The organism is Variovorax sp. GW821-FHT09A10 (assembly GCF_059418385.1).
Genome location: NZ_JBWKPT010000002.1, coordinates 1,390,643 through 1,413,115, shown reverse-complemented (window position 1 = coordinate 1,413,115; position 22,473 = coordinate 1,390,643). Strand labels below are relative to the sequence as shown.

20 protein-coding genes and 1 pseudogene are annotated in these 22,473 nt (G+C 69.2%); 17 read left to right on the top strand and 4 right to left on the bottom strand.

All coding sequences use genetic code 11. The features are described 5' to 3' along the window. Positions 1-3,351, top strand: a 3,351-nt coding sequence (locus AC07Q9_RS13375) for an autotransporter outer membrane beta-barrel domain-containing protein (RefSeq protein WP_495309936.1), incomplete at its 5' end; no start/stop codon positions are given. 10 nt (positions 3,352-3,361) lie between these two features. Here the strand turns inward: AC07Q9_RS13375 and AC07Q9_RS13370 are convergent. Further along, the gene (locus AC07Q9_RS13370) at positions 3,362-4,396 is read right to left on the bottom strand and encodes an AraC family transcriptional regulator (protein ID WP_495309934.1); all 1,035 of its coding nucleotides are present in this window, start codon (positions 4,394-4,396) and stop codon (positions 3,362-3,364) included. Between the two features lie 139 nt (positions 4,397-4,535). On the opposite strand from AC07Q9_RS13370, the gene AC07Q9_RS13365 reads away from it, so the two are divergent. From AC07Q9_RS13365 to AC07Q9_RS13340, 6 genes are read left to right on the top strand one after another with little or no spacing between them, the layout of a single operon-like run. Then, entirely contained in the window at positions 4,536-6,095 is a 1,560-nt protein-coding gene (locus AC07Q9_RS13365; protein ID WP_495309932.1) for a long-chain-fatty-acid--CoA ligase, read from the top strand. A 50-nt stretch (positions 6,096-6,145) separates the two neighbouring features. Then, positions 6,146-7,330 carry a lipid-transfer protein gene (locus tag AC07Q9_RS13360; protein WP_159272320.1) on the top strand — a complete coding sequence of 395 codons (1,185 nt, stop codon included), beginning with the start codon at positions 6,146-6,148 and terminating at the stop codon, positions 7,328-7,330. Positions 7,331-7,344: 14 nt separating this feature from the next. Then, on the top strand, positions 7,345-7,785 hold the full coding sequence (locus AC07Q9_RS13355; RefSeq protein ID WP_489057280.1) for a MaoC family dehydratase N-terminal domain-containing protein: 441 nt from the start codon (positions 7,345-7,347) through the stop codon (positions 7,783-7,785). Positions 7,786-7,799: 14 nt separating this feature from the next. Beyond that, entirely contained in the window at positions 7,800-8,216 is a 417-nt protein-coding gene (locus AC07Q9_RS13350) for a MaoC family dehydratase (RefSeq protein ID WP_307636904.1), read from the top strand. A gap of 37 nt (positions 8,217-8,253) precedes the next feature. Further along, the gene (locus tag AC07Q9_RS13345; RefSeq protein WP_495309930.1) at positions 8,254-9,084 is read left to right on the top strand and encodes an SDR family NAD(P)-dependent oxidoreductase; all 831 of its coding nucleotides are present in this window, start codon (positions 8,254-8,256) and stop codon (positions 9,082-9,084) included. A gap of 1 nt (position 9,085) precedes the next feature. After that, positions 9,086-9,874 (top strand): enoyl-CoA hydratase/isomerase family protein, encoded by a 789-nt coding sequence (locus AC07Q9_RS13340; RefSeq protein WP_495309929.1) that lies wholly within the window; start codon positions 9,086-9,088, stop codon positions 9,872-9,874. A 21-nt stretch (positions 9,875-9,895) separates the two neighbouring features. On the opposite strand, the gene AC07Q9_RS13335 is transcribed toward AC07Q9_RS13340, so the two are convergent. Further along, the gene (locus AC07Q9_RS13335; protein WP_495309928.1) at positions 9,896-10,813 is read right to left on the bottom strand and encodes a DUF2167 domain-containing protein; all 918 of its coding nucleotides are present in this window, start codon (positions 10,811-10,813) and stop codon (positions 9,896-9,898) included. Positions 10,814-10,893: 80 nt separating this feature from the next. Next, the gene (locus tag AC07Q9_RS13330) at positions 10,894-11,316 is read right to left on the bottom strand and encodes a cupin domain-containing protein (protein ID WP_495309927.1); all 423 of its coding nucleotides are present in this window, start codon (positions 11,314-11,316) and stop codon (positions 10,894-10,896) included. Here AC07Q9_RS13330 and AC07Q9_RS13325 point away from each other — a divergent pair. From AC07Q9_RS13325 to AC07Q9_RS13280, 10 genes and pseudogenes are all read left to right on the top strand, one after another. After that, positions 11,213-11,608 (top strand): annotated as a pseudogene (locus tag AC07Q9_RS13325) (ArsR/SmtB family transcription factor); the annotation flags it as partial. The gene AC07Q9_RS13330 and the pseudogene AC07Q9_RS13325 overlap by 104 nt on opposite strands. Positions 11,609-11,757: 149 nt before the next feature. Next, positions 11,758-12,240 carry an SRPBCC family protein gene (locus AC07Q9_RS13320; protein ID WP_492678140.1) on the top strand — a complete coding sequence of 161 codons (483 nt, stop codon included), beginning with the start codon at positions 11,758-11,760 and terminating at the stop codon, positions 12,238-12,240. Next, positions 12,237-13,511, top strand: a complete 1,275-nt coding sequence (locus AC07Q9_RS13315) for an RNA polymerase sigma factor (RefSeq protein WP_495309926.1) — start codon at positions 12,237-12,239, stop codon at positions 13,509-13,511. The genes AC07Q9_RS13320 and AC07Q9_RS13315 overlap by 4 nt, the downstream gene beginning before the upstream one ends. A gap of 72 nt (positions 13,512-13,583) precedes the next feature. Continuing rightward, a complete protein-coding gene (locus AC07Q9_RS13310; RefSeq protein WP_495309925.1) occupies positions 13,584-13,964 on the top strand; it encodes a YciI family protein in 381 nt (126 codons plus the stop codon). Next, positions 13,961-14,338 carry a YciI family protein gene (locus AC07Q9_RS13305; protein WP_489057273.1) on the top strand — a complete coding sequence of 126 codons (378 nt, stop codon included), beginning with the start codon at positions 13,961-13,963 and terminating at the stop codon, positions 14,336-14,338. Before AC07Q9_RS13310 ends, AC07Q9_RS13305 begins: the two co-directional genes overlap by 4 nt. Further along, the gene (locus AC07Q9_RS13300) at positions 14,335-15,918 is read left to right on the top strand and encodes an MFS transporter (protein WP_495309923.1); all 1,584 of its coding nucleotides are present in this window, start codon (positions 14,335-14,337) and stop codon (positions 15,916-15,918) included. Before AC07Q9_RS13305 ends, AC07Q9_RS13300 begins: the two co-directional genes overlap by 4 nt. Positions 15,919-15,972: 54 nt before the next feature. Continuing rightward, complete coding sequence (locus AC07Q9_RS13295) at positions 15,973-16,158, top strand: hypothetical protein (protein ID WP_062475744.1); 186 nt, start codon at positions 15,973-15,975, stop codon at positions 16,156-16,158. Positions 16,159-16,191: 33 nt separating this feature from the next. After that, on the top strand, positions 16,192-17,304 hold the full coding sequence (gene aroC, locus AC07Q9_RS13290; RefSeq protein WP_390344873.1) for a chorismate synthase: 1,113 nt from the start codon (positions 16,192-16,194) through the stop codon (positions 17,302-17,304). After that, entirely contained in the window at positions 17,304-18,497 is a 1,194-nt protein-coding gene (locus tag AC07Q9_RS13285; protein ID WP_369647543.1) for an MFS transporter, read from the top strand. Before aroC ends, AC07Q9_RS13285 begins: the two co-directional genes overlap by 1 nt. A 105-nt stretch (positions 18,498-18,602) precedes the next feature. After that, the gene (locus AC07Q9_RS13280) at positions 18,603-20,768 is read left to right on the top strand and encodes a LamG-like jellyroll fold domain-containing protein (protein WP_495309921.1); all 2,166 of its coding nucleotides are present in this window, start codon (positions 18,603-18,605) and stop codon (positions 20,766-20,768) included. A gap of 33 nt (positions 20,769-20,801) precedes the next feature. On the opposite strand, the gene AC07Q9_RS13275 is transcribed toward AC07Q9_RS13280, so the two are convergent. After that, positions 20,802-22,448, bottom strand: coding sequence for a bifunctional aspartate transaminase/aspartate 4-decarboxylase (locus AC07Q9_RS13275; RefSeq protein WP_495309918.1), 1,647 nt, complete (start codon positions 22,446-22,448; stop codon positions 20,802-20,804). Positions 22,449-22,473: the final 25 nt, after the last annotated feature.

Genomic DNA, 22,473 nt, shown 5'->3' with positions numbered 1-22,473 from the left:
GACCTGGTCAAGGTCAACAACGGCCTCGTGCTCGACGGCACGCTCAACGTGGCGCAATCGCCCGGCGGCACCTTCGGACCCGGCCTGTACCGCCTGATCAGCTACACCGGTTCGCTGGTCGACAACGGCTTGAACATCGGCACAGCGCCCGCAGGCACGGCGGCCGGCGACCTGCACGTGCAGTCGTCGGTGCTGGGCGAGATCAACCTGATCAACAGCAAGGGCGTGTCGCTCGGCTTCTGGGACGGCGCGGGCGGCGACGCTTCCACCTACAACGACGGCACGATCAGCGGCGGCTCCGGCATCTGGCGCCTCGGCAACTCCACCCTCAACGACCCGTCCGACAGCTGGACCGGCGCCAACGGCAAGACCAACACCGGCTGGCAGCAGAACCAGTTCGCGCTGTTCGGCGGCGCGGCCGGCACGGTCCGGGTGGACAACACCGGCGGCGCGATCAGCATCGATGGCGCGCAGTTCTCCACCAGCGGCTATGTCGTCACCGGCGACGCGCTGACGCTGGGCAACGCCAACACCGTCATCAAGGTCGGCGACGGCACGGCCTCGGGGGCGCAGATGCAGGCCACCATCGCGTCGGTGCTGACCGGCGCGGGCGGCCTCACGAAGGACGACCTGGGCACGCTGGTCCTCCAGGGCGCCAACACCTACACGGGCGGGACGCTCGTGCGCGCCGGCACGCTGCAGGGCGACACCACCAGCCTGCGCGGCGCCATCGTCAACGACGCCCGGGTGGCCTTCGACCAGGTGGCCAGCGGCAGCTTCGCGGGCACGATGAGCGGCGCGGGCAGCCTGCGCAAGATCGGCGGCGGCGAGCTGCTGCTCACGGCGGCCAACAGCTACAAGGGCGGCACGCAGGTCGATGGCGGCAGCTTGAATGTGGGCGTGACAGGCGCAGTGGGCACCGGCCCGGTGGGCGTGAGCAGTGGCGCGGCCTTGATCTTCAGCGGCAGTGCGGATGCGGAAAGCCTGAAGATCACGGCAGGCGCCGCCCAGTCGGGCAACGGCGGCTTCGTCCAGTTCCAGGACAACGCCTCGGCCGGCCACGCGACCTTGACCGCGCATGCCGGCGGCTCGATCGACTTCCGCGGCAACGCGACGGCCGGCAATGCCACCATCGAGAACCGCGGTGGCGAGGTCATGGTTTGGTTCAACGCCAACGCAGGCAAGGCCCACATCACCAACTTCGCCGGCGGCGCGACCAACCTCTGGGACGATGCCTCGGCCGGACAAGCGACGATCGTCAATGAGCGCGATGGCGTGCTGGACATTCGCGACAACGCAACGGCCGCCCAGGCGAGCGTGGTGAACAAGGCCGGTGGCACGGTCTTCTTGTCCAAGCTCGGCACACCCGGCATCACCATCGGTTCGCTCGAAGGCGCAGGCCGCGTGCTGCTTGGCGCCAAGGCGTTGACAACGGGCGCTCTGAACACCGACACGGAAATCTCGGGCGTGATCTCCGGCGTCGGCGGCTCGCTCATCAAGGTCGGCACGGGCGCGCTCACCTTGTCGGGCGAGAACACCCACACCGGCGGCACCGCCCTGCGCCAGGGCCGCCTGAACGTGGGCCACAGCCAGGCATTGGGCACCGGCACACTGTCGATGGACGACGACACCACGCTGGGCTTCAGCGCGAACGGGCTGACGATCGCCAACACGATCAAGCTCACCGGCAACAACGACCCGGTCATCGACACGGGCGCGTTCAGCGGCACGCTGAGCGGCGCGATCAGCGGTGGTGGCTTCATCACCAAGCAGGGCACGGGCACGCTGACGCTGTCGGGCGCCAACACCTACACCGGTGCGACGAATGTGGCGCAGGGGACGTTGAAGGCCGGCGCGGCGAACACGCTGAGCGCGGCTTCGGCGCACAGCGTGGCCACAGGTGCCACGCTCGACCTGGCGGGCTTCAACCAGACCGTCGCGTCTCTGACGAACAGCGGCACCGTGTCCCTGGCCGGCGCGACCGCAGGCACCACGCTGACAGTCAAGGGCGCCTACGTCGGCACGAACGGCGTGCTCAAGCTGAGCACGGCACTCAACGGCACCGGCCCCTCCGACCGCCTCGTGCTCGATGGCCCCAGCGCCGTCGCCAGCGGCAAGACCCAGGTGCAGATCAGCAACCTCGGCGGCCTGGGCGCCCTCACGAGCGGCAACGGCATCGAGGTCATCACTGCACAGAACGGCGCGACCAGCACCGCGCAGACCACGAAGGACGCCTTCTCGCTGGCCGGTGGCCATGTCGACGCAGGCGCCTACGAATACCGCCTGCATGCCGCCGATGCGAGTGGCACGGGCGAGAACTGGTACCTGCGCTCCACCACCGACGCGGTCGCGCCGGGCCAACCGGTGGTCCTGCCCGTCGTCACTTACCGCCCCGAAGCCGCGCTGTACGCCGCACTGCCGAGCCAGCTGCGCCAGGGCAACCTCGCGATGCTGGGCGATGTGCGCAAGCGCGTGGGCGACGACGATGTGAAGGGCGCCGCGAGCGCACCGACGGGATCGGACCGCCGCGCCTGGGCCCGCGTGCTCTCCACCGACATCGACATCCAGCAGGGCGGCACCGTCTCGCCCACCAGCAAGGGGCGCCTCACCGGCTTCCAGGCCGGCACCGACCTGCTCGCCACGCCGAACTGGCGCGCCGGCCTGTATGTCGGCCAGCTCGACGGCGATGCCCGCGTGAGCGGCTTTGCCAGCGGCATCCGCAACCTCGCGGTGGGCCGCAACGACCTGCGCAGCCAGTACGTCGGCGTGTACGGCACCTACACCGCCGACAGCGGCTTCTATGCCGATGCCGTGGTGCAGTCGGGCCGCCACCGCTACACGGTCGAGCCGATGCTCGGCGCGGGCGTGGGCGGCAAGGGGAACAGCCTGTTGGGCTCGATCGAAGTGGGGCAGGCCTTCGCGATCGGCGGCAGCGGTTGGCGCATCGAACCTCAGCTGCAGCTGATCCACCACCACATGGACCTGGGCAACTCGGCCATCGCCGGTGCCATCGCGCAGCCTCAAGCCGACAGCGGCTGGATCGCCCGCGCGGGCGTGCGGGTCAAGGGCCAGATCGACACCGGCCTGGGCGTGTTGCAGCCGTACGGTCGCGTCAACGTCTACAAGACCTCGAGCGGCACGGACATCGCGCGCTTCGTGAACGGAGCGACCACGACCGACATCGTGGCGCCCACCGGCGGCACCAGCACCGAACTGGCGGGCGGCTTCACGCTGGCGCTGAGCCAGGCGACCAGCCTCTACGGCGAAGTCGGCAAGCTGTGGTCCTCAGGCGGCGATGCCAAGGTGAAGAGCGCGATCAACGGCTCGCTCGGCGTGCGGGTCAAGTGGTAGGCGGGTAGCTTCAGGCCTCGGGGTCTGGCCCGGGCCGCCGCCGGTACGACCCCGGCGCCCCGCCGGTCCAGGTCTTGAACGCGCGCTGGAATGCCGCGCTGTCCGAAAAGCCCAGCTCCTCGGCCAGCGCCGCCAGTGGCACGGTGCTGGTGTTCAGGCGCACGATGGCCACGTCGCGCCGCAGCTGGTCCTTGAGCGACTGGAACGAAGTGCCTTCGGTGGCCAGGTGGCGTTGCAGCGTGCTCACCGACATGTGCAGGCTGCGCGCGGCCGTGGCCAGGTCGACCCAGGCCGGGCGGTGCTGCTGCAGCACGGTGCGCACGCGAGCGCTCACCGCCAGCTCGCCCAGCGGCGGCAGGATCACGTGCGCCGGCGCGGCGGCCAGGAAGTCACTCATGGCCCGCGCGTCGCGGTGGATCGGCGTGGCCAGCGCACTCGCGTCGAACCACACGGCCGACAGCGGCTGGCCGAACTGCAGCGGCGCGGGGAACACCTTGGTGTAGCCGGCCGCGTAGGGCGGCTGAGCAAAGCCGAAGTCGAAGCGGCGCGCCGTCAGCCGGCCGCCATGCAGCCAGGCGAAGAGCCGCCAGTACACGCGCAGCATCAGCTCGTGCAGGAAGTTCAGCGGCGTGCGCGGCAGCTGCTGCACCCGCAGGCCGAAGCCCGCAAGAGGCCCTTCGCGCAGCAGCACCATCTCGAGGTCGTCCTGCAGCAGGCTGAAGGCGCGGGCCACGCGCCGCAGCGCCACCTCGAGCGTGGGCGCGCCGAGCGTGGCGCGCGTCATGAGCGCGAAGCTGCCCCGGCGCAGGCGGCGCGACAGGAAGCACAGGGCCTCGTCGTCCAGCCGCTCCATCAGCAGCGCGAACAGCGCCACGTACTGCTCGGCCGTGACGCGCGCGCCCGGTGCGTCGAGCAGGGCGGGGGCGATGCCGGCGTCCTGCAGCGCGGTGTCGATGCAGATGGGGGCGTCGTCGCCGCGCGCGCGCACGCCCGAGAGCATGCCCTGGACGAACACGATCGGGATGGTGACGGGCGGTTGCAGCATGCGTGAGCGGATCAGACCCGACGGCGGCGCGGGTGTCGATTGAGGTTTTCTGCCATGCGGGCGATGCGATGCGCAATCGCCGCGGCACGGCGCGGTTTCTACCATGCGCCTACACAAGAACCGAACGGAGACAACCGCCATGTACCTGACCCAGTCGCTGCACCGCAGCGTGCAGCAGCACCCCGACCGGATCGCCGTGCGCGCCGCCGGCCGCACCCTGAGCTTTCGCGCCTACGCCGAGCGGGTCGCGCGCCTGGCGGGCGCCCTGCAGGGCCTCGGCATGCAGCCGGGCGACCGCGTCGCCATGCTGGCGCTCAATTCGGCGCGCTACCTCGAGTACCAGATGGCCGTGCCCTGGGGCGGCGGCGTGCTCAACCCCTGCAACATCCGCTGGTCGGCGGCCGAAATCCTGTACTCGCTGGACGACTCGGGCTCCACACTGCTGCTGGTGGACGACACCTTCCGCCCGGTGGTCGAGCAGATGCGCGGGCAGGCCACCAGCCTGCGCGAGGTGATCTATTGCGGCGACGGCCCGACGCCGCCCGGCATGCTCGGCTACGAGGCGCTGCTGGAAGCCGCCTCGCCCGTGCCCGACGCGGGCCGCTGCGACGACGACCTGGCGGGCATCTTCTACACCGGCGGCACCACGGGTTTTCCCAAGGGCGTGATGCTGAGCCACACCAACATGGGCAGCTCGGGGCTGGCCCTGCATGCCGAAGGCCTGGCCTCGCCCGACGGCTGCTACCTGCATGCCGCGCCGATGTTCCACCTGGCCGACATGGGTTTGGCCGCGCCGCACTGGCTGGAGGGCAACACGCACGCGATCATTCCGGCGTTCAGCCCCGAGGCGGTGCTGAACGCCATCGAGAACGACCGGGTCACGCACGCGCTGCTGGTGCCCACCATGATCCAGATGCTGGTCGACCATCCGGCGATGCGCGAGCCGCGCGACCTGGGCAGCCTCAAGTGCATCGCCTACGGCGCCTCGCCGATCTCGGAGGCGGTGCTGAACCGTGCGATGGACGCCTTTCCGGGCGTGGACTTCGTGCAGGCCTACGGCATGACCGAGCTGTCGCCGCTGGCCACCATCAACCCCGCGCGCAACCACACGCCCGAAGGCCAGCGCCGGGGCAAGCTGCGCTCGGCCGGCCGCGCCAGCTACTGCACCGAGGTGCGCATCGTCGACGGCGAGGGCATCGAGGTGCCGCGCGGCACGGTGGGCGAGGTCGCGGTGCGCGGCCCCAACGTGATGCAGGGCTACTGGAACCAGCCCGCGCAGACGGCCGCGGCCGTGCGCGGCGGCTGGATGCACACGGGCGACGGCGCGTACATGGACGACGACGGCTACATCTTCGTGGTCGACCGCCTGAAGGACATGATCATCAGCGGCGGCGAGAACATCTATTCGGCCGAGGTCGAGAACGCCATCAACCAGCACCCGGCCGTGGCGGCCTGCGCGGTCATCGGCATCCCCAGCGAGGCGTGGGGCGAGGCCGTGCACGCGGTGCTCGTGCTCAAGCCGGGCCAGCAGCTGGCGGACGAGGCGCTCATTGCGCATTGCAAGGCGCTGATTGCACCCTACAAGTGCCCGCGCAGCGTGGCGGTGGTCGAGGCGCTGCCGCTCTCGGGTGCGGGCAAGGTGCTCAAGACCCGGTTGCGCGAACCGTTTTGGCAAGGGCGCCAACGAAGCGTAGCCTGAGCCCTGTTTCCCTTCCCATTTCACTCATTCATTCACTTCAGGAGCCCCTCATGAGCCAGGATGTCCACGTCGTCGGTGTCGGCATGATCCCCTTCACCAAGCCGGGCGCGAACCAGCCCTACCCGCAGATGGCCGCGCACGCCACCAACGCCGCGCTGAAAGACGCCGGCATCGGCTACGAGCTGGTGCAGCAGGCCTACGTCGGCTACGTGTACGGCGACTCCACCGCCGGCCAGCGCGCGCTGTACGAAGTGGGCATGACCGGCATTCCGGTCGTCAACGTCAACAACAACTGCTCCACCGGCTCGACCGCGCTGTTCCTCGCGCGCCAGGCCGTGGCCAGCGGCGCGGCCGACTGCGTGCTGGCGCTGGGCTTCGAGCACATGAGCCCCGGCGCACTGGGCGCGGTGTTCAACGACCGTCCGAGCCCGTTCGATCACTTCGAGTCGATCACCGACGAGCTGGTCGGCAACGAGCAGGTGCCGCTGGCGCTGCGCTACTTCGGCGGCGCGGGCCTGGCGCACATGCAGCAGTACGGCACGCAGATGTCGACCTTCGCGAAGATCCGCGCCAAGGCCAGCCGCCATGCGTCGAACAACCCGGTGGCGCTGTTCCGCACCGTCGTCACCGAAGACGAAGTGATGGCCGCGCCCGTGATGTGGCCCGGCGTGATGACGCGGCTCATGGCCTGCCCGCCGACCTGCGGCGCGGCCGCGGCCATCGTCTGCTCGCCGCGCTTCGCCGAGCGCCATGGCCTGGACCGCAGCGTGCGCATCAAGGCCCAGGCCATGACCACCGACCGCGCCATCACCTTCGAGGCGCGCGACATGCGCGAGGTCGTCGGCTTCAGCATGGCGCAGGAAGCCGCGCAGAAGGTCTACGACGCGGCCGGTGTCGGCCCGCAGGACATCGACGTGGTCGAGCTGCACGACTGCTTTGCGCACAACGAACTCATCAGCTACGAAGCGCTGGGCCTGTGCCCGGTGGGCGGCGCGGAGAAGTTCGTGGTCGATGGCGACAACACCTACGGCGGCAAGGTCGTCACCAACCCGTCGGGCGGCCTGCTGTCGAAGGGCCACCCGCTCGGTGCGACGGGGCTCGCGCAATGCACGGAGCTGGTCCAGCAGCTGCGCGGCACGGCCGAGAAGCGCCAGGTTGAAGGCGCGCGGATGGCGCTGCAGCACAACCTCGGGTTGGGTGGCGCCTGCGTGGTCACGCTGTACGAACGCGTCTGAGGGCAGGGCCACCCATGATCGACAAGAAATGGATCGGCCACGAGCTGCCCGCCTCGGTGCTGCCGATCGAGCGCAGCCGGCTGCAGTTCTTCGCCAAGGCCATCGGCGAGACCGACCCGGTCTACACCGATGCCGCCGCCGCGCGCGATGCGGGCTACCCCGACCTGCCCGCACCGCCCACGTTCCTGTTCGCCGCCGAATTGGACTCTGGGGCGTCGGACCAGTTGCTCACTGACCTGCAGATTCCGTTGTCGAAGCTGCTGCACGGCGAGCAGAGCTTCAGCTACCACCGCCCCGCTTGCGTGGGCGACACGGTGACGGTGCGCTCCACCGTCAGCGACATCTACGACAAGAAGAACGGCGCGCTCGAGTTCGTCGTGAAGACCTCGCGCGCCACCAACCAGCGCGACGAACTCGTGGCCGAGCTGCGCACGGTGATCGTCTGCCGCCACTGAAGAAAGAACCTGCGATGACCCTCCGCTACGACACCGTCCAGGTCGGCGATGAACTTCCCGCGCTGCAACTCCCGCCGGTGAACCGCACCACGCTCGCGCTCTTCGCGGGCGCTTCGGGCGACCACAACCCCATCCACATCGACACCGACTTCGCGCGCAAGGCCGGCATGCCCGACGTGTTCGCGCAGGGCATGCTGGGCATGGCCTGGCTCGGCCGGCTGCTCACGCAGTGGGTGCCGCAGGCGCAGCTGCGCCGCTTCGACGTGCGCTTCCAGGGCATCACGCACCTGGGCCATGCCGTGCGTTGCACCGGCCGCGTGGTCGAGAAGCTGGAGCACAACGGCGAGCGCTGCGTGCGCGTGGAAGTGCTCAGCGCCAACCAGCACGGCCAGACGCGCATTGCGGGCGAGGCGCTGGTGGCGCTGCGCTGACCCCTTGAACGAACCAAAGAAAGAAGAGAGAAGAGACATGACATCCAAACTCGAAGGCAAGGTCGCCCTCATCACCGGCTCGGGCCGCGGCATCGGGCGCGCGATTGCGCTCAAGCTGGCCAGCGAAGGCGCGCGCGTCGTCGTCAACGACCTCGACGCCGCACCGGCCGAGGAGACCGTGCAGGCCATCCGCGCCGCGGGCGGGCAGGCCGTGGCCTGCGTCGGCAGCGTGTCGGCGCCGGACTTCGCCGAGCGCTTCGTCGGCACGGCGGTGAACGAGTTCAAGGGCCTGGACATCATCGTCAACAACGCCGGCTACACCTGGGACAGCGTGGTGCAGAAGATGACCGACGAGCAGTGGTACGCCATGATCGACGTGCACCTGACGGCGCCGTTTCGCATCCTGCGCGCCGCGCAGCCCGTGATCCGCGCGCTGGCCAAGGCCGAGGGCGAAGCGGGCCGGCGCGTGGTGCGCAAGGTGGTCAACATCTCGTCGGTGGCCGGGCTCTTCGGCAATGCGGGGCAGGCCAACTATTCGACCGCCAAGGCCGGCATCGTCGGCATGACGCAGACGCTGGCCAAGGAGTGGGGCCGCATGAACGTCACGGTGAACTGCGTGGCCTTCGGCTTCATCCAGACGCGGCTCACGGCCAGCACGGCCGAGGCCACCACCGCGAACATCGAGGGGCGCGAGATCAAGGTCGGCGTCAACCCCGGCCTGCTGGCGATGATGGAACAGTCGATCCCGCTGGGCCGTGGCGGCACGCCCGAAGAGGCGGCCGGCGCGGTGTACCTGCTGTGCGCGCCCGAGTCGGACTACGTGAGCGGCCAGACGCTCATGTGCACCGGCGGGCTGACGGGGATCTGAGATGCAGTTCGAAGAAGGCATTGCCTGGGGCGTGCAGGACGGCATCGGCCGCATCGTGCTGAAGCGGCCCGAACGCGCCAACTCGGTGTCGCTCGCAAGCAGCCATGCGCTGGCGCGCGCCATCGACGAGGTGCTCGAAGCGGCGCCGCGCGCCATCCTGCTGACGGGCGAGGGCCGCGTGTTCTGCGCGGGTGGCGACATCGACAGCTTCGTGGCGGCCGGCGACAAGCTGCCCGAGCTGGTCGACGCCATCCTTGATCGCTTGCATCCCGCGCTGCTGCGGCTGGCCCAGAACCCGGCGCCGCTGGTGGTGGCGGTGAACGGCACGGTGGGCGGCGCCGGCGTGGGGCTGGCGCTGTGCGGCGACTTCGTGCTCGCCACCGAGTCGATGAAGCTGCGCACGGGCTACGCGGCCATCGGGCTCTCGCCGGACGCGGGGAGTTCGTATTTCCTGTCGCGGCGCATCGGGCCGGTGCGCGCGCAGCAATGGCTGATGCTGAGTGACGCGATCGACAGTGCGCGCTGCCTGGCGGCGGGCGCGGTCGATGCGCTGTACCCGAACGCCGAGCTGGCGCCGGCTGCGGAAGCGCTGGTGACGCGGCTGGCGAACGGTGCCACCGCATCGTTCGCGGGCATCAAGGCGCTGTGCGGCGGTGCCACCGAGCGCCCGATCGAAGAACACTTCGAGATGGAGCACCGCCTGCTGCGCCGACGCGCGGGCAGCGCGGACGGGCGCGAAGGCGTGAAGGCCTTCACCGAGAAGCGCGCGCCGCGCTTCTCGGGCCGCTGAGCGCGGCGGACTGCTGCAGGCTCAGCTCTTCTTCTTGAAGAGCTTCGTGAGGCCCCACAGCGCCGCGCCGCCCGCCACCACGGCGACCTTCGCGAACTTGGCCAGGAAGGCGAGGGCGACCGCGAACAGGCCCAGCTTCTTCGCGGCGGCGCCGGCCACCAGCGCGGCCAGGCCGTAGGCGGCGACCTTGTCGGTGGACGAATTGAAGTCCGCGTACTTCTTGCCGTCGTCGTACTGCAGCGCGCCGAGCAGCTGGGTGGCGTCGGGCTTGTACTTCTCGAGGTCGTTCGCGTTGGTGATGAGGTTCAGGCTCAGGTAGCCCTCGCGGCCCAGCGCGTAGGTGTTGTAGTTGACGCCGGGGTTGCCGCCGTCGCTGCCCTTCTTCTTCGACAGGGCCGACCACACCAGCCGGTGCGTCGTGGCGTCGTACTGCGGCTTCTGCGCCCAGCCCGTGACCTCGATACCCGGGATGCCGCGCTTGGCGCGTTCCTCGTTCGCGGCCTCGGTGCCTTCCTTCAGGCTCGTGAGCAGCTCGTCGGCGTTCCAGTCCTTGGCGTCGTCGTCCTTGATGTAGCCCTCTTTCACGAACTTCACGACCGCCATCCAGTCGCCGTCGTCCGCGGGGAAGATGGCGCCGATGAAGGTGTCGTCGGTGCGGTTGCCCATGCTGCGCATGAGCTGCGCGGCGGCGGGCGTCGGCACCCAGACGTAGCCGGCGGGCAGCTTCAGGTGGGCCTGGTCGCGCAGCGTGATGTCGGCGGGGCCGGCTTTCTGCACGGCCTTGGCGGCCTTGAAGGCGGCTTCCTGCTCGGCTTCGAGCGAACTCGCCGTCGAGGTTGTGGAAGCGGTGGTGGGTGATGCGGCGTTGCTGATGTGGGTGGCCGTCAGGGCGCACGCGAACAGCAAGCCGGCCGTCAGGCGGGCAGTATGAATACGCAAGTTCTCTCTCCTCGGTTGTTGTCGTTTCTGGTGAGACGCGAGGAGTTTATCGGCGCGCAAAGCCGCGCCGGCCGTGGGTTTCAGGGCCAGGGCGTGGGCGGCGGAATCTCGCAGACCGGCTCGACGTCGATGCTCTTGAAGGCGGCCGGCGAGACGATTTCCAGGTACTCCATGTCGGGCGAGTAGTCGAAGAGAAAGTGGCGGATGCCGGGGCGCTGGTGCACCACGTCGCCGGCCTCGACGCGCGTCTCCTTGTCCTCGTACATGAAGCGCGCCCAGCCCTTGAGCATGATGACGATCTGGAAGTCCGCCTCGTGGCGGTGCCAGCCGGTGCCCGCTTCCGGTGCCATGTTGGCCTTGACCAGGTGCGCGATCACCTTGCCGTGCGTGGCGGCTGCAATGCCGAGGTCGCGGTACAGGAAGAAGTCTCGCAACCCGCCCGAGACGTACTCGGTGTCACCGGGCTTGACGTGGGAGAACTGGGTGGCGGTTCGGTCCAGCATGGGCGTTCCTTCGCGGGGGATGATGCTGCGATGCAGCATGCATAAACCGTTCCTGCGCACGGCCCATTGCTTGACGGCTCACGGGTCGCTCCAGATACTCAACCGCATGGTTCACTCAGATGCCCTGGACGCCGTGTTTGCGGCCCTGTCCGACCCGACCCGCCGCAGCGTGCTCGAAGCGCTGGGTGAGGGTGAGGGCGGTCTCAGCGTGACCGAGCTCGCCGAACCGCACGGCATGTCGCTGACCGGCTTCATGAAGCACCTGCGCGTGCTCGAAGGCGCCGGCCTCATCTCGCGCACGAAGGCGGGCCGCGTCGTGCGCTGCGAGCTGTCGGCGGGCCCGATGCAGGAGGCCGCCGTGTGGCTCTCGCGCTACGAGAAGTTCTGGACCGGCCGCCTCGATGCCCTGGCGCGCTTTCTCTACCACCAGGAGGACACCGAATGGCGAAACCTTCCCCCGGCCCCACCGCCAGCCCCGGCACCGATCGTCCCTCGCTCACGCTCCGCCGGCACTTCCGCGTCAGCCCCGCCAAAGTCTGGCGCGCGTGGACCGACCCGCAAGCGCTGAAGCACTGGTTCGGCCCCGAGGAGATCGTCGACGTGCCGCTGGCCGAGGTCGACCTGCGCGTGGGCGGGCGCTTTCGCGTGACCATGTTGGCGGCCGACGGCGAGACGCACGACGTGAGCGGCACGTACCTCGAGGTCGTGCCCGAGCGCCGGCTGGTCTTCAGCTGGGCCTGGCGCAGCACGCCCGAGCGCGAGTCGCGCGTCACGGTGCAACTCGAGCCCGACGCGGGCGGCTGCGAGCTCGTGCTCATGCACCAGCAGTTCTTCGACGAAGCGGCGCGCGACGGCCACAACCATGGCTGGACCGGCTCGCTCGTCAAGCTCGAGCGTTGGCTGGCCGGCGGCGACACCGGGTGACAGAGCAACCGACGGCGATCGCCGACACGCTGGACGCGATCTACCGCAGCGAGTCGCGCCGCATCTTCGCCACGCTGGTGCGGTTGCTGGGCGATTTCGATCGGGCCGAAGAAGCGCTGCACGACGCCTTTCGCGCCGCGCTCGAGCAATGGCCGCGCGAAGGCGTGCCGGCCAATCCGCGCGCCTGGCTGGTGTCGGCGGGGCGCTTCAAATCGATCGACGGCATCCGCCGGCAGGCGCGCTTCACGGCGTGGGACGAGGCCACCGCCCACACCGACACGCTGGCCGACCCCGCGCCCGCCTGGCACGAGGCCGACCCCGATGCCGACGCGCTCGAGGACGACCGCCTGCGCCTGGTCTTCACCTGCTGCCACCCCGCGCTCGCGCCCGACGCCCAGGTGGCGCTCACGCTGCGCGAGGTCTGCGGGCTGGCGACCGAGGAGATCGCGCGCGCCTTCCTCGTGCCCGCGCCCACCATCGCGCAGCGCATCGTGCGGGCCAAGGCGCGCATCCGCGATGCGGGCATTCCGTACCAGGTGCCGGGCCTGGCCGAGCTGCCCGAACGGCTCGATGCCGTGCTGCGCGTGGTGTACCTCGTGTTCAACGAAGGCTACGCAGCCTCGTCGGGCCAGAGCGTGACGCGCGCCGACCTCTCGGCCGAGGCGATCCGGCTCGGGCGCTTGGTGGCCGAGCTGCTGCCCGACCCCGAGGCGCTGGGCCTGCTCGCGCTGATGCTGCTGCACGACGCGCGCCGCGCCGCGCGCACCTCGGCGCAGGGCGAACTCGTGCTGCTCGACGCGCAGGACCGCAGCCTGTGGCACCGCGGGCAGATCGGGGAGGGCGCGGCGCTGGTCGAGCGCGCGCTGCTGTCGCGCCGCTTCGGCCCGTACACCTTGCAGGCCGCCATTGCCGCGGTGCATGCCGAAGCGCCCGAGGCCGCCGACACGGACTGGCCGCAGATCGTCGGCCTGTACGACGTGCTGCTGCGGCTCGATCCCTCGCCCGTGGCCGAACTCAACCGCGCGGCGGCCGTGGCGATGCGCGACGGGCCGGCTGCGGGGCTGGCGCTGATCGACGCGCTGCTCGCGCGCGGCGAGCTGGCCCGCTACCACCTGGCGCATGGCGCGCGCGCCGAGCTGTGCCGGCGCCTGGGCCGCACCGACGACGCGCGCGCCGCCTACCTGCAGGCGCTGTCGCTGGTGCGCCAGCAGCCCGAGCGGCAGTTCCTGGAGCGGCAGTTGGCCTCGCTGCCGGATACAAAAATTTTTTGACGTCCCTTGTCGATTCCGGCCGTCGCCATTCGACCAGTGATGTCCTCACTCACATCTGCAAGGAGATTCCGCATGAAATACCTCTGCCTCGTTCACTGCGACGAAGCGGTGCTTCGCGCGTTGCCGCCCGACGAGCGCCGCGCGCTCGACGCCGACTCGATGGCCTACGACCGCGTGCTCGAAGCCGCCGGCCACTTCATCGCCGCCGAAGCACTGACCCCGGTGCGCGCCGCCAAGGTCGTGCAGGTGCGCCAGGGCCAGCGCTCGCACGTCGACGGCCCGTACGCCGAAGCGCGCGAGCAGCTGTGCGGCTTCATCCTGGTCGAGGCGCGCGACCTGAACGCCGCGATCCAGCTGGCGGGCCGCATTCCGATGGCGCGCTACGGCGCCATCGAAGTGCGTCCCATCGACGTCATGGAAATGATCGAAAACCCGAAGGGGAATGTCGCATGAGATACCTTTGCCTGATCTACGGAACCGACGCGCAGACGAGCCATTTCTCGGCGCAGGACATGGACCACTACATCAACGAACACATCGACTACGACGCCCATCTGCAGGCGCTCGGCAAGCTCGTCGTGGCCGAGGCGCTGCAGCCGGCCGGCACGGCGGTCACGGTGCGCATGCGCAACGACAAACTCTCGGTCACCGACGGGCCGTTCGCCGAAACCAGTGAGCAGCTGGGCGGCTTCTACCTGGTCGAGGCTGACAGCGAAGAAGAAGCGCTGCAGCTCGCGGCTGGCATTCCCTCGGCGCGTTTCAGCAGCATCGAGGTGCGCAAGGCCCTGTCGCTCGGCGACGGTGGTGATCGGGGGGGCGGCCCATGAGCGGCGCACCCGACCGGGCGGCGCCCGCCCGCGCCACGGCGCGCGAATGGACCGGGCTGGCGGTCATCGCGCTGCCGTGCATGCTCTATTCGATGGACCTCACGGTGCTGAACCTGGCGATCCCGTCGATCAGCGAAGACCTCAAGCCGACCGCCTCGCAGCTGCTGTGGATCGTCGACATCTACGGCTTCTTCGTGGCCGGCCTGCTGGTCACCATGGGCACGCTGGGCGACCGCATCGGGCGGCGCCGGTTGCTGCTGATCGGCGCGGTGGCGTTCGGCGTGGCCTCAGTGCTCGCGGCCTTCTCGACCAGCGCCAACATGCTGATCGCCACGCGCGCGCTGCTGGGCGTGGCGGGGGCGACGCTGGCGCCGTCCACACTCTCGCTGATCCGCAACATGTTCCTCGACCCGGCGCAGCGCACCGTGGCCATCGGCGTGTGGATCTCCAGCTACTCGGCCGGCGCCGTCATCGGCCCGGTGCTGGGCGGCGTGCTGCTGCAGTTCTTTCCGTGGGGCTCGGTGTTCCTCATCGGCGTGCCGGTGATGGTGCTGCTGCTGGCGCTCGGGCCGTGGCTTTTGCCCGAGTACCGCGACCCCGATGCGGGCGCGCTCGACCTGGCCAGCGTGGCGCTCTCGCTGGGCGCCGTGCTGGCGGCCATCTACGGCATCAAGCAGGTGGCCGAGCACGGGCCCGACGCGGTGTCGCTGCTGGCCATCGCGGCCGGTGCGCTGCTGGGCTGGCTGTTCGCGCGCCGGCAGGGGCGGCTGGCCAACCCGATGATCGACCTGCGCCTGTTCAAGCTGCCGGCCTTCAGCGTCTCGCTGGGGGCCTACATGCTGGCCTGCTTCGTGATGTTCGGGCTCTTTCTGTACAACGCGCAGTACCTGCAGCTGGTGCTGAGCCTGCCGCCGCTGGAAGCGGGCCTGTGGAGCATGCCGGGCGCCGGCGCCTTCATCGTCGGTTCGATGATCGTGCCCGCGCTCACGCGGCGCCTGTGCCCGGCCTACGTGATGGGCGGCGGGCTGGGCGTGGCGGCGCTGGGCTTCGGCATGCTGGTGCTGCTGCCGGCGCAGGGCGGGCTGGCCTGGATGGTGACGAGTGCGGTCATCTCGTCGCTCGGCCTGGCGCCGGTGTTCACCTTGGCCACCGACCTGGTCGTGGGCAGCGCACCGCCGGAGCGCGCGGGCGTGGCCTCGGCCATCTCGGAGACCAGCTCCGAGTTCGGTGGGGCGCTGGGCATCGCCATCCTCGGCAGCGTCGGCGCGGCAATCTACCGCGCGGCCATGGCCGATGCGGTGCCGGCCGGCCTGGCCGATGCAGCCGCGGTCGAAGCCGCCCGCAGCACGCTGGGCGGAGCGGTCGCGCTGGCCGGGGAACTGCCCGGTACCACCGGCGCCGCGCTGCTCGACACCGGGCGTGAGGCGCTGCTGCGCGCCCTGCGGCTGGTGGCCGGCCTGTGCGCCGTGGTGCTGCTGTTCGTCGGCGTGCTGGTGGCGGTGCGGTTGCGCAGCGTGGGCGCGTCCCATGCGCAAGAGGGCGCCGTACCCCCGGGCGGCGCCGCATTGCCGGAGCGTTGACGAGCCTCCATACTGGGGCTTCCACGACGCACCCCACGACCGAACGGAGGCCCCATGAGCAACGAACTGCGCAAGAAGCTGCATGACCTGGCGGAACTGTCCGACAGCACCTCCGACCCGCAGACCAAGGCCATCGTCGAGGCGATCCGGCTGCAGACGGCGGTGTTGAACGAGCGGCTGTTCAGCATCGAGCTGCAGCTCGGCGCGCTCGCCAAGCGCATGGAAAACACCACCGACTGAGTCGGCTGCTGCTTTGTGGGGATAATCCCCGCCATGAGCGGCAACACCTTCGGAACTCTCTTCGCGGTCACCAATTTCGGCGAGTCGCACGGCCCGGCCATCGGCTGCGTGATCGACGGCTGCCCCCCGGGCATGGCCCTGAGCGAGGCCGACATCCAGGGCGACCTCGACCGCCGGCGCCCCGGCACCAGCCGCCACGTCACCCAGCGCAACGAGCCTGACGCGGTGCAGATCCTGTCCGGCGTGTACGAGGGCAAGACCACCGGCACGCCCATTGCGTTGCTGATCCAGAACACCGACCAGCGCAGCAAAGACTACGGGCAGATCGCCCAGCAGTTCCGCCCCGGCCACGCCGACTTCACCTACTGGAAGAAATACGGCATCCGCGATCCGCGCGGCGGCGGGCGTTCCTCGGCACGCCTCACCGCGCCCATGGTCGCCGCCGGCGCGGTCGCCAAGAAGTGGCTGGCCGAAAAATACGGGATGGTGTTCCGCGGCTGCATGACGCAGATCGGTGAGATCGCCATCCCCTTCGAGAGCTGGGACCACGTCCCCCACAACCCCTTCTTCGCCCCCATCGCCGACGTGAGCGCGCTGGAGGACTACATGGACCGCTTGCGCAAGGCCGGCGACTCGTGCGGCGCGCGCATCCGCGTCACCGCCACGAACGTGCCCGTGGGCCTGGGCGAGCCGCTGTTCGACAAACTCGACGCCGAGATCGCCTACGCCATGATGGGCATCAACGCCGTGAAGGCCGTGGAAATCGGCGCCGGCTTCGACAGCGTCACGCAGCGTGGCACCACGCATGGCGACTCGATCACGCCGACGGGTTTTCTCAGCAACAACGCGGGTGGCATCCTGGGCGGCATCAGCTCGGGGCAAGACCTCGAGGTGAGCATCGCGATCAAGCCCACCAGCTCGATCATCAGCCCGCGCCAGTCCATCGACATCCACAACAACCCCGTCGAAGTCATCACCAAGGGCCGCCACGACCCCTGCGTGGGCATCCGCGCCACGCCCATCGCCGAAGCCATGCTCGCGCTGGTGGTGATGGAGCATGTGCTGCGCAACCGCGCGCAGTGCGGCGACGTGAACCCGCCCGTCGAGAAGAGCGAAGCTGCGTCGCCGCAGTCGTCTTTCCTGTAGTGTCCGCCGCGCCACCTGTGGCCGCCGGGCGCGGCCACCTGTTGGCATTCGCTGGCCTGTCGGCCAGCTACTTCGCGCACATCGGTTTCTTCAACCCCTACCTGCCGCTGTGGCTCAAGGACCTGGGCCTGCCGATCTTCACGATCAGCCTGCTGGCCTCGGTGCAATCGATCACGCGCGTCTTCGCGCCCTATGCCTGGGGCGCGCTCAGCGACCACACCGGCCAGCGCGTGAAGCTGCTGCGCTTCAGCGCCGCGGTGGCGCTGGCCAGCTCCTTCGGCCTGTGGTGGCACGGCGGTGCCTGGTGGCTCGCGCTGGTGCTGCTCGTGATGTTCACGCACACCAGCTCGATGATGTCGCTCACCGAAGCGGCCATGGCGCAGATCGTCGCGGGCGACTGGGGGCGCTACGGGCGCATCCGCCTGTGCGGCTCGGCCGGTTTTTTGGTCACCGTGTTCGTCGCGGGCGAGTGGTTCGAGCGCTTCGGCATGAAGCACTTTCCGTACTGGGCCGCCGGCACGCTGGCCGTGGTGCTGCTCGCGACGATGAAGCTGCCCGACCTGCGCGAGCCGCCGGCCGCGCACGACGCCGTGAAGGAACCCATCGGCCCCGTGCTGCGCATTCCCGCCGTACGCTGGTTCTTTGCCTCGCTGTTCTTCCAGGTGATGTCGCACTTCTCGGTGTACGCGTTCTTCTCGCTGTACCTCGACTCGATCGGCTACGGCAAGAGCACCATCGGCCTCTTGTGGGCGCTGTCGGTGGTGGCCGAGATCGTCTGGTTCTTCCTGCAGGGCCGGCTCATCGGCCTGTTGCCGATGCCGCGCTGGATGCTGGTGTGCGGCATCGCCGGCGTGGCACGGCTCGGCCTCACGGCCGGGCTCGGCGGCTTCATCGCGGCGCTGGTCATCGCGCAGTGGCTGCATGCGCTGAGCTTCGCGGCGCACCACACGGCCTGCATCGCCGTGGTGTCGCGCCGCTTTCCCGGCCACCTGCGCGGACGCGGGCAGGCGCTGTTCACGGTGATCGGCTACGGCTTCGGCGGCGTGCTGGGCGTGCTGCTCGGCGGCGCGGTGGCGCAGGAGCTGGGCTATCGCACGATGTTCGCGCTGGCGGCGTTGCTGGCGGTGGCGGGCACGCTGTGCGCGTGGCGGATGGTGGTGCTCGAACCGTCGGGGCGCGTGGCCAAGGCCTGAGCACGGTTCAGGGGAGGGCGCTTCGGGGGTGAAGTGTCATGGGCCGTACATGACCGAGTCATGGCCGCGACCTACGCTGGGTGCTTCCCAACGTTTTCTCTTGTCATGTCCGATTCCGTCGATCCGCGCGGCGCACGCGCGCTTGCGCTTTCCCCGCCTTCTTCTTCCCCCTCCGCTTCCGACACCGAACGCGTCCCGCAACGCCGGCAGATGCTCAAGCTCGGCGCCTCCCTGCTCACCGTCGGCGGCAGCAGCGCCCTCATCGCCGCCTGCGGCGGTGGTGGTGGCGGCAGCGCCGGCTTCGGCCCGCTGCCCGCCCCCGCACCGGCGCCCAACCCGCCCGCGCCGGAACCCGTCGTGAGCAAGCGTTCGAGCTTCGCGCTGGCCGTGATGCCCGACACCCAGTTCTATGCGCGCTACGCCACCGCCGCCGAGAGCGACCAGTACGACAAGCGCTTCGGCAGCGCGCCCTTCGCGGCGCAGACGAAGTGGATCGCCGCCAACGCCAAGGCGCTGCACATTCCCTTCACCATCCACCTCGGCGACGTGGTCGACCAGGTCGGCAAGCCCGACCAGTGGAAGGTGGCCGATGCCGCCATGAAGGTGCTCGAGGACGCGAAGCTGCCCTACAGCGTGCTGGCCGGCAACCACGACGTGCTGAACGACGTCGACTACGGCGTCGACCCCGTCAACGGCACCGACGCCGCACGCAACCTGGCCGCCGAGCCCTACCTGCAGTGGTTCGGCACCGAGCGCGCGAAGAAGCAGGCCACCTTCGGCGCGCGCGACACCAGCGGCTTCCACGAGTACCACGTGTTCGAGGCACAGGGCCAGAAGTTCATGGTGCTGTCGCTGTCGTGGCGCGTGTCCGATGCGGGCATTGCGTGGGCGCGCCAGGTGATCGCGAAGAACCCGACGCTGCCCGTGATCCTGGTCAACCACCAGCTGCTCAACATCGCGCCCGACGGCACCAGCCCGCTGGAAACCGACTACGGCAAGATGCTGTGGGAGAAGCTGATCCGCGACAACGACCAGATCTTCATGACGCTCAACGGCCACCATCACGGCGCCGCGCACCTCACGAAGACCAACGACTTCGGCCACAAGGTCGAGGAGATGGTGGTCGACTACCAGATGGCCTACCAGGGCGGCAACGGCCTGATGCGCCTGTACGAGTTCGACCTGACGAACAAGCAGATCAAGGTGCTGTCGTTCTCGCCCTGGGTGCCGCAAAAGCCCGCCGCCACGCTGAACGCCTTCGACCAGGCCGTGCTCACCACGCCCAACGAGGCCTTCACCATCGAGATGGATTTCGCGCAGCGCTTCGCCGGCTTCAACAAGGGCTTTGCCGCGGGCGAGGCCACGGTCGAGCAGTCGCTGGTCGAGCAGGCGAAGGCGCTGATCCTGGCCAACTACAAGGACCCCGAGGCCACCGTGCAGCGGCCCGCCGCCGATGCGGATGACTATCCCAAGGTCGCGAACACGCTGGCCCACTGGCGCTTCGTCGGCGGCACGGTGAACCAGCCGGTGCTGCCGGGCACCGTGATCGCGGACGTGACGGGGACCAACCCGCTGCGCCGCGATGCCCTGAACCAGAGCGTCATCCGCAATGCAGCCGACAGCGACATCATCTGGACGGACGACCGCCACCGCCTCTCGGCCGCGCCGGGCTCGGTGCGCTTCCGAAACACCAACAAGAACGCACCGCCGCGGATGAGCTACTTCCTCACCGATCCGGCAGCGCCCATCAACGCGCACACGCTGGACCAGGGCTACACGGTCGAAGCGTTCGTGAAGATCGACAAGGCCTGGACCAGCAAGGACCACGCGTGGATGAACATCATGACGCGCGACGGTCGCAGCGGGGACCTGCCCGGTTTCCAGGGCGACGGCGACGCGCCGCCGATGCTGTTCGCCATCTCGAGCCTGCGCGAAGTGCAATGGGAGGTCGTGCCGAGCCCGGCAGGAACCCCTTATGCAAAGACCAACTGGTCGGGCGAGGTCATTGCCGACCGCTGGGTGCACATCGCGATCGTCAACGACCCGGTGTCGCACGACACCACGATGTACGTCGAAGGCGCGCCGGTGCTGCGCAACACCGCGGCGGCGCAGGGCCTGGCCTCGCTCTCGGCCACCTCGCAATGGGTAGTGGGCGGCGGTTCCTGGAACAACGACCGCTCCGACGGCTTCTTCGGCAATATCGGCGAAGTGCGCGTGGTGGCCTCGGCCCTGGCGCCGTCGCAGTGGCTGACGGCGCGCAGGGCGGGCTGAGCGCCCTGCGGGGCCGGTAGCCGGGGAGAAGGGCTACTTCTTCTTCCCGGCCTTCGCCGGCTTGCCCTTGGCGGGGGCGGCACCCTTGCTGCTCCCGCCGGTCTCCTTCTCGAACACCGCGAAGTACTCCGAAGCCATCTTGCGCAGCGAGCGCCCGATGTTCGCGTAGTCGTACTCGTTGAGGTTGGCCAGCGACACGCGCCCCGACGGGTGCTTGCCGCCGAAGCCGCGACCGGGCAGCAGCACGATGCTGGTTTCGGCGGCGATGCGGAACAGCGCTTCGTTCGGCTGCAGCTTCGTGAGAATCCACTTGCCGAAGCGCTCGCCGTGCATCTGCGTGGCGATGTCCTGCAGGTCGAGCAGGTGGTAGTAGCTCACCGAGTTCGGGTCGGGCTGCAGCGGCAGGCCCAGCTCGCGGTACAGCGCCTCCTTGCGCCGCGAGACGATGTGCTTCATCGACTTCTTGTAGGTCTCGCCTTCGTCCATGAGGCAGAACAGCGAGAACATCACCATCTGCGCCTGCACGGGCGTGGAGAGGCCGGCTGTGTGGTTCAGCGCGACGGTGCGGCTGTCGGCCACGAGGCGGTCGATGAACTTCAGCTTGCGCGGCTCGGTGGTGATGGAGCTGTAGCGCGCGTCGAGCTCCTTGCGCTTGGCCTCGGGCAGGGCGGCGATCTTGCGGTCGAGGATGTTGTCCTCGTGCGTGGCGACCACGCCCATGCGCCAGCCGGTGGCACCGAAGTACTTCGAGAACGAATACACCAGGATGGTGTTTTGCGGGCAGATCGCGAACAGCGACAGGAAGTTGTCGGCGAAGGTGCCGTACACGTCGTCCGTGAGGATGATGAGGTCGGGCCGCTGCTTCACGATGTCGGCGATGTAGCCCAGCACCTCGTCGCTGATCTTCACCGAGGGCGGGTTGCTCGGGTTGCACAGGAAGAAGGCCTTGACCTTCGGGTCGAGCAGCTTCTGCAGCTCCTTCTTCGTGAACTGCCAGTTGTTCTCGGGCGGCGCGTCGATCAGCGCTTCGATGAGCTGGTAGTCGTTCAGGTGCGGGATCTCGATGTAAGGCGTGAAGATCGGCATGCCCAGCGCGATGGTGTCGCCGGGCGACAGCAGGTGGTTCTCGCGCAGGCTGTTGAACAGATAGGTCATGGCGGCGGTGCCGCCTTCCACCGCGTACATGTCGAACTTGCCCACGAAGGGGTGGGTGCCGATCATTTCCTTGTGGATGTACTGGCCCACGACGATCTCGGTCAGGCGCAGCATGCGGTCGGGCACCGGGTAGTTGCAGCCCAGGATGGCTTCGCACATCTCGTAGATGAAGTCGCCGGCCGACAGGCCCAGCTGGTCGCGCACGTAGGACACGGCGGCCTCGATGAAGCGCACGCCGGGCTCGCCTTCGTGCGACTTGGCGAAGAGCTCGAAGCGCGCCTCGATGCCCTCGCGCTGCGGAAATCCGCCCACGTCCGCCATGTAGATGTACGAGCGCTCGGCCTCGGTCATGGCGAACAGGCCGAACTGGAAGAAGCCGTGGCGCGGGGTGGTGGCCAGGAAGTTCGGGTTGCCGCGGCCGGCGTTGAGCATGAGGCGGTCACTCTGTCGTGCGACCTGGATCAGCGCATCCTTCAGTTCGAACGGGCTCAGGCCGCCCAGCTTTTTCACGTCGCCGAAATCCATGGAGTACTCCTTGGTTGAAAAAAAT

What these genes read in the sequence shown, in the direction of transcription:
- AC07Q9_RS13370 (WP_495309934.1), bottom strand. Translation starts at nt 4,396, where the DNA reads ATGCTGCAACCGCCCGTCACCATCCCGATCGTGTTCGTCCAGGGCATG.
- AC07Q9_RS13365 (WP_495309932.1), top strand. Translation starts at nt 4,536, where the DNA reads ATGTACCTGACCCAGTCGCTGCACCGCAGCGTGCAGCAGCACCCCGAC.
- AC07Q9_RS13360 (WP_159272320.1), top strand. Translation starts at nt 6,146, where the DNA reads ATGAGCCAGGATGTCCACGTCGTCGGTGTCGGCATGATCCCCTTCACC.
- AC07Q9_RS13355 (WP_489057280.1), top strand. Translation starts at nt 7,345, where the DNA reads ATGATCGACAAGAAATGGATCGGCCACGAGCTGCCCGCCTCGGTGCTG.
- AC07Q9_RS13350 (WP_307636904.1), top strand. Translation starts at nt 7,800, where the DNA reads ATGACCCTCCGCTACGACACCGTCCAGGTCGGCGATGAACTTCCCGCG.
- AC07Q9_RS13345 (WP_495309930.1), top strand. Translation starts at nt 8,254, where the DNA reads ATGACATCCAAACTCGAAGGCAAGGTCGCCCTCATCACCGGCTCGGGC.
- AC07Q9_RS13340 (WP_495309929.1), top strand. Translation starts at nt 9,086, where the DNA reads ATGCAGTTCGAAGAAGGCATTGCCTGGGGCGTGCAGGACGGCATCGGC.
- AC07Q9_RS13330 (WP_495309927.1), bottom strand. Translation starts at nt 11,316, where the DNA reads ATGCTGGACCGAACCGCCACCCAGTTCTCCCACGTCAAGCCCGGTGAC.
- AC07Q9_RS13320 (WP_492678140.1), top strand. Translation starts at nt 11,758, where the DNA reads ATGGCGAAACCTTCCCCCGGCCCCACCGCCAGCCCCGGCACCGATCGT.
- AC07Q9_RS13310 (WP_495309925.1), top strand. Translation starts at nt 13,584, where the DNA reads ATGAAATACCTCTGCCTCGTTCACTGCGACGAAGCGGTGCTTCGCGCG.
- AC07Q9_RS13305 (WP_489057273.1), top strand. Translation starts at nt 13,961, where the DNA reads ATGAGATACCTTTGCCTGATCTACGGAACCGACGCGCAGACGAGCCAT.
- AC07Q9_RS13300 (WP_495309923.1), top strand. Translation starts at nt 14,335, where the DNA reads ATGAGCGGCGCACCCGACCGGGCGGCGCCCGCCCGCGCCACGGCGCGC.
- AC07Q9_RS13295 (WP_062475744.1), top strand. Translation starts at nt 15,973, where the DNA reads ATGAGCAACGAACTGCGCAAGAAGCTGCATGACCTGGCGGAACTGTCC.
- aroC (WP_390344873.1), top strand. Translation starts at nt 16,192, where the DNA reads ATGAGCGGCAACACCTTCGGAACTCTCTTCGCGGTCACCAATTTCGGC.
- AC07Q9_RS13280 (WP_495309921.1), top strand. Translation starts at nt 18,603, where the DNA reads ATGTCCGATTCCGTCGATCCGCGCGGCGCACGCGCGCTTGCGCTTTCC.
- AC07Q9_RS13275 (WP_495309918.1), bottom strand. Translation starts at nt 22,448, where the DNA reads ATGGATTTCGGCGACGTGAAAAAGCTGGGCGGCCTGAGCCCGTTCGAA.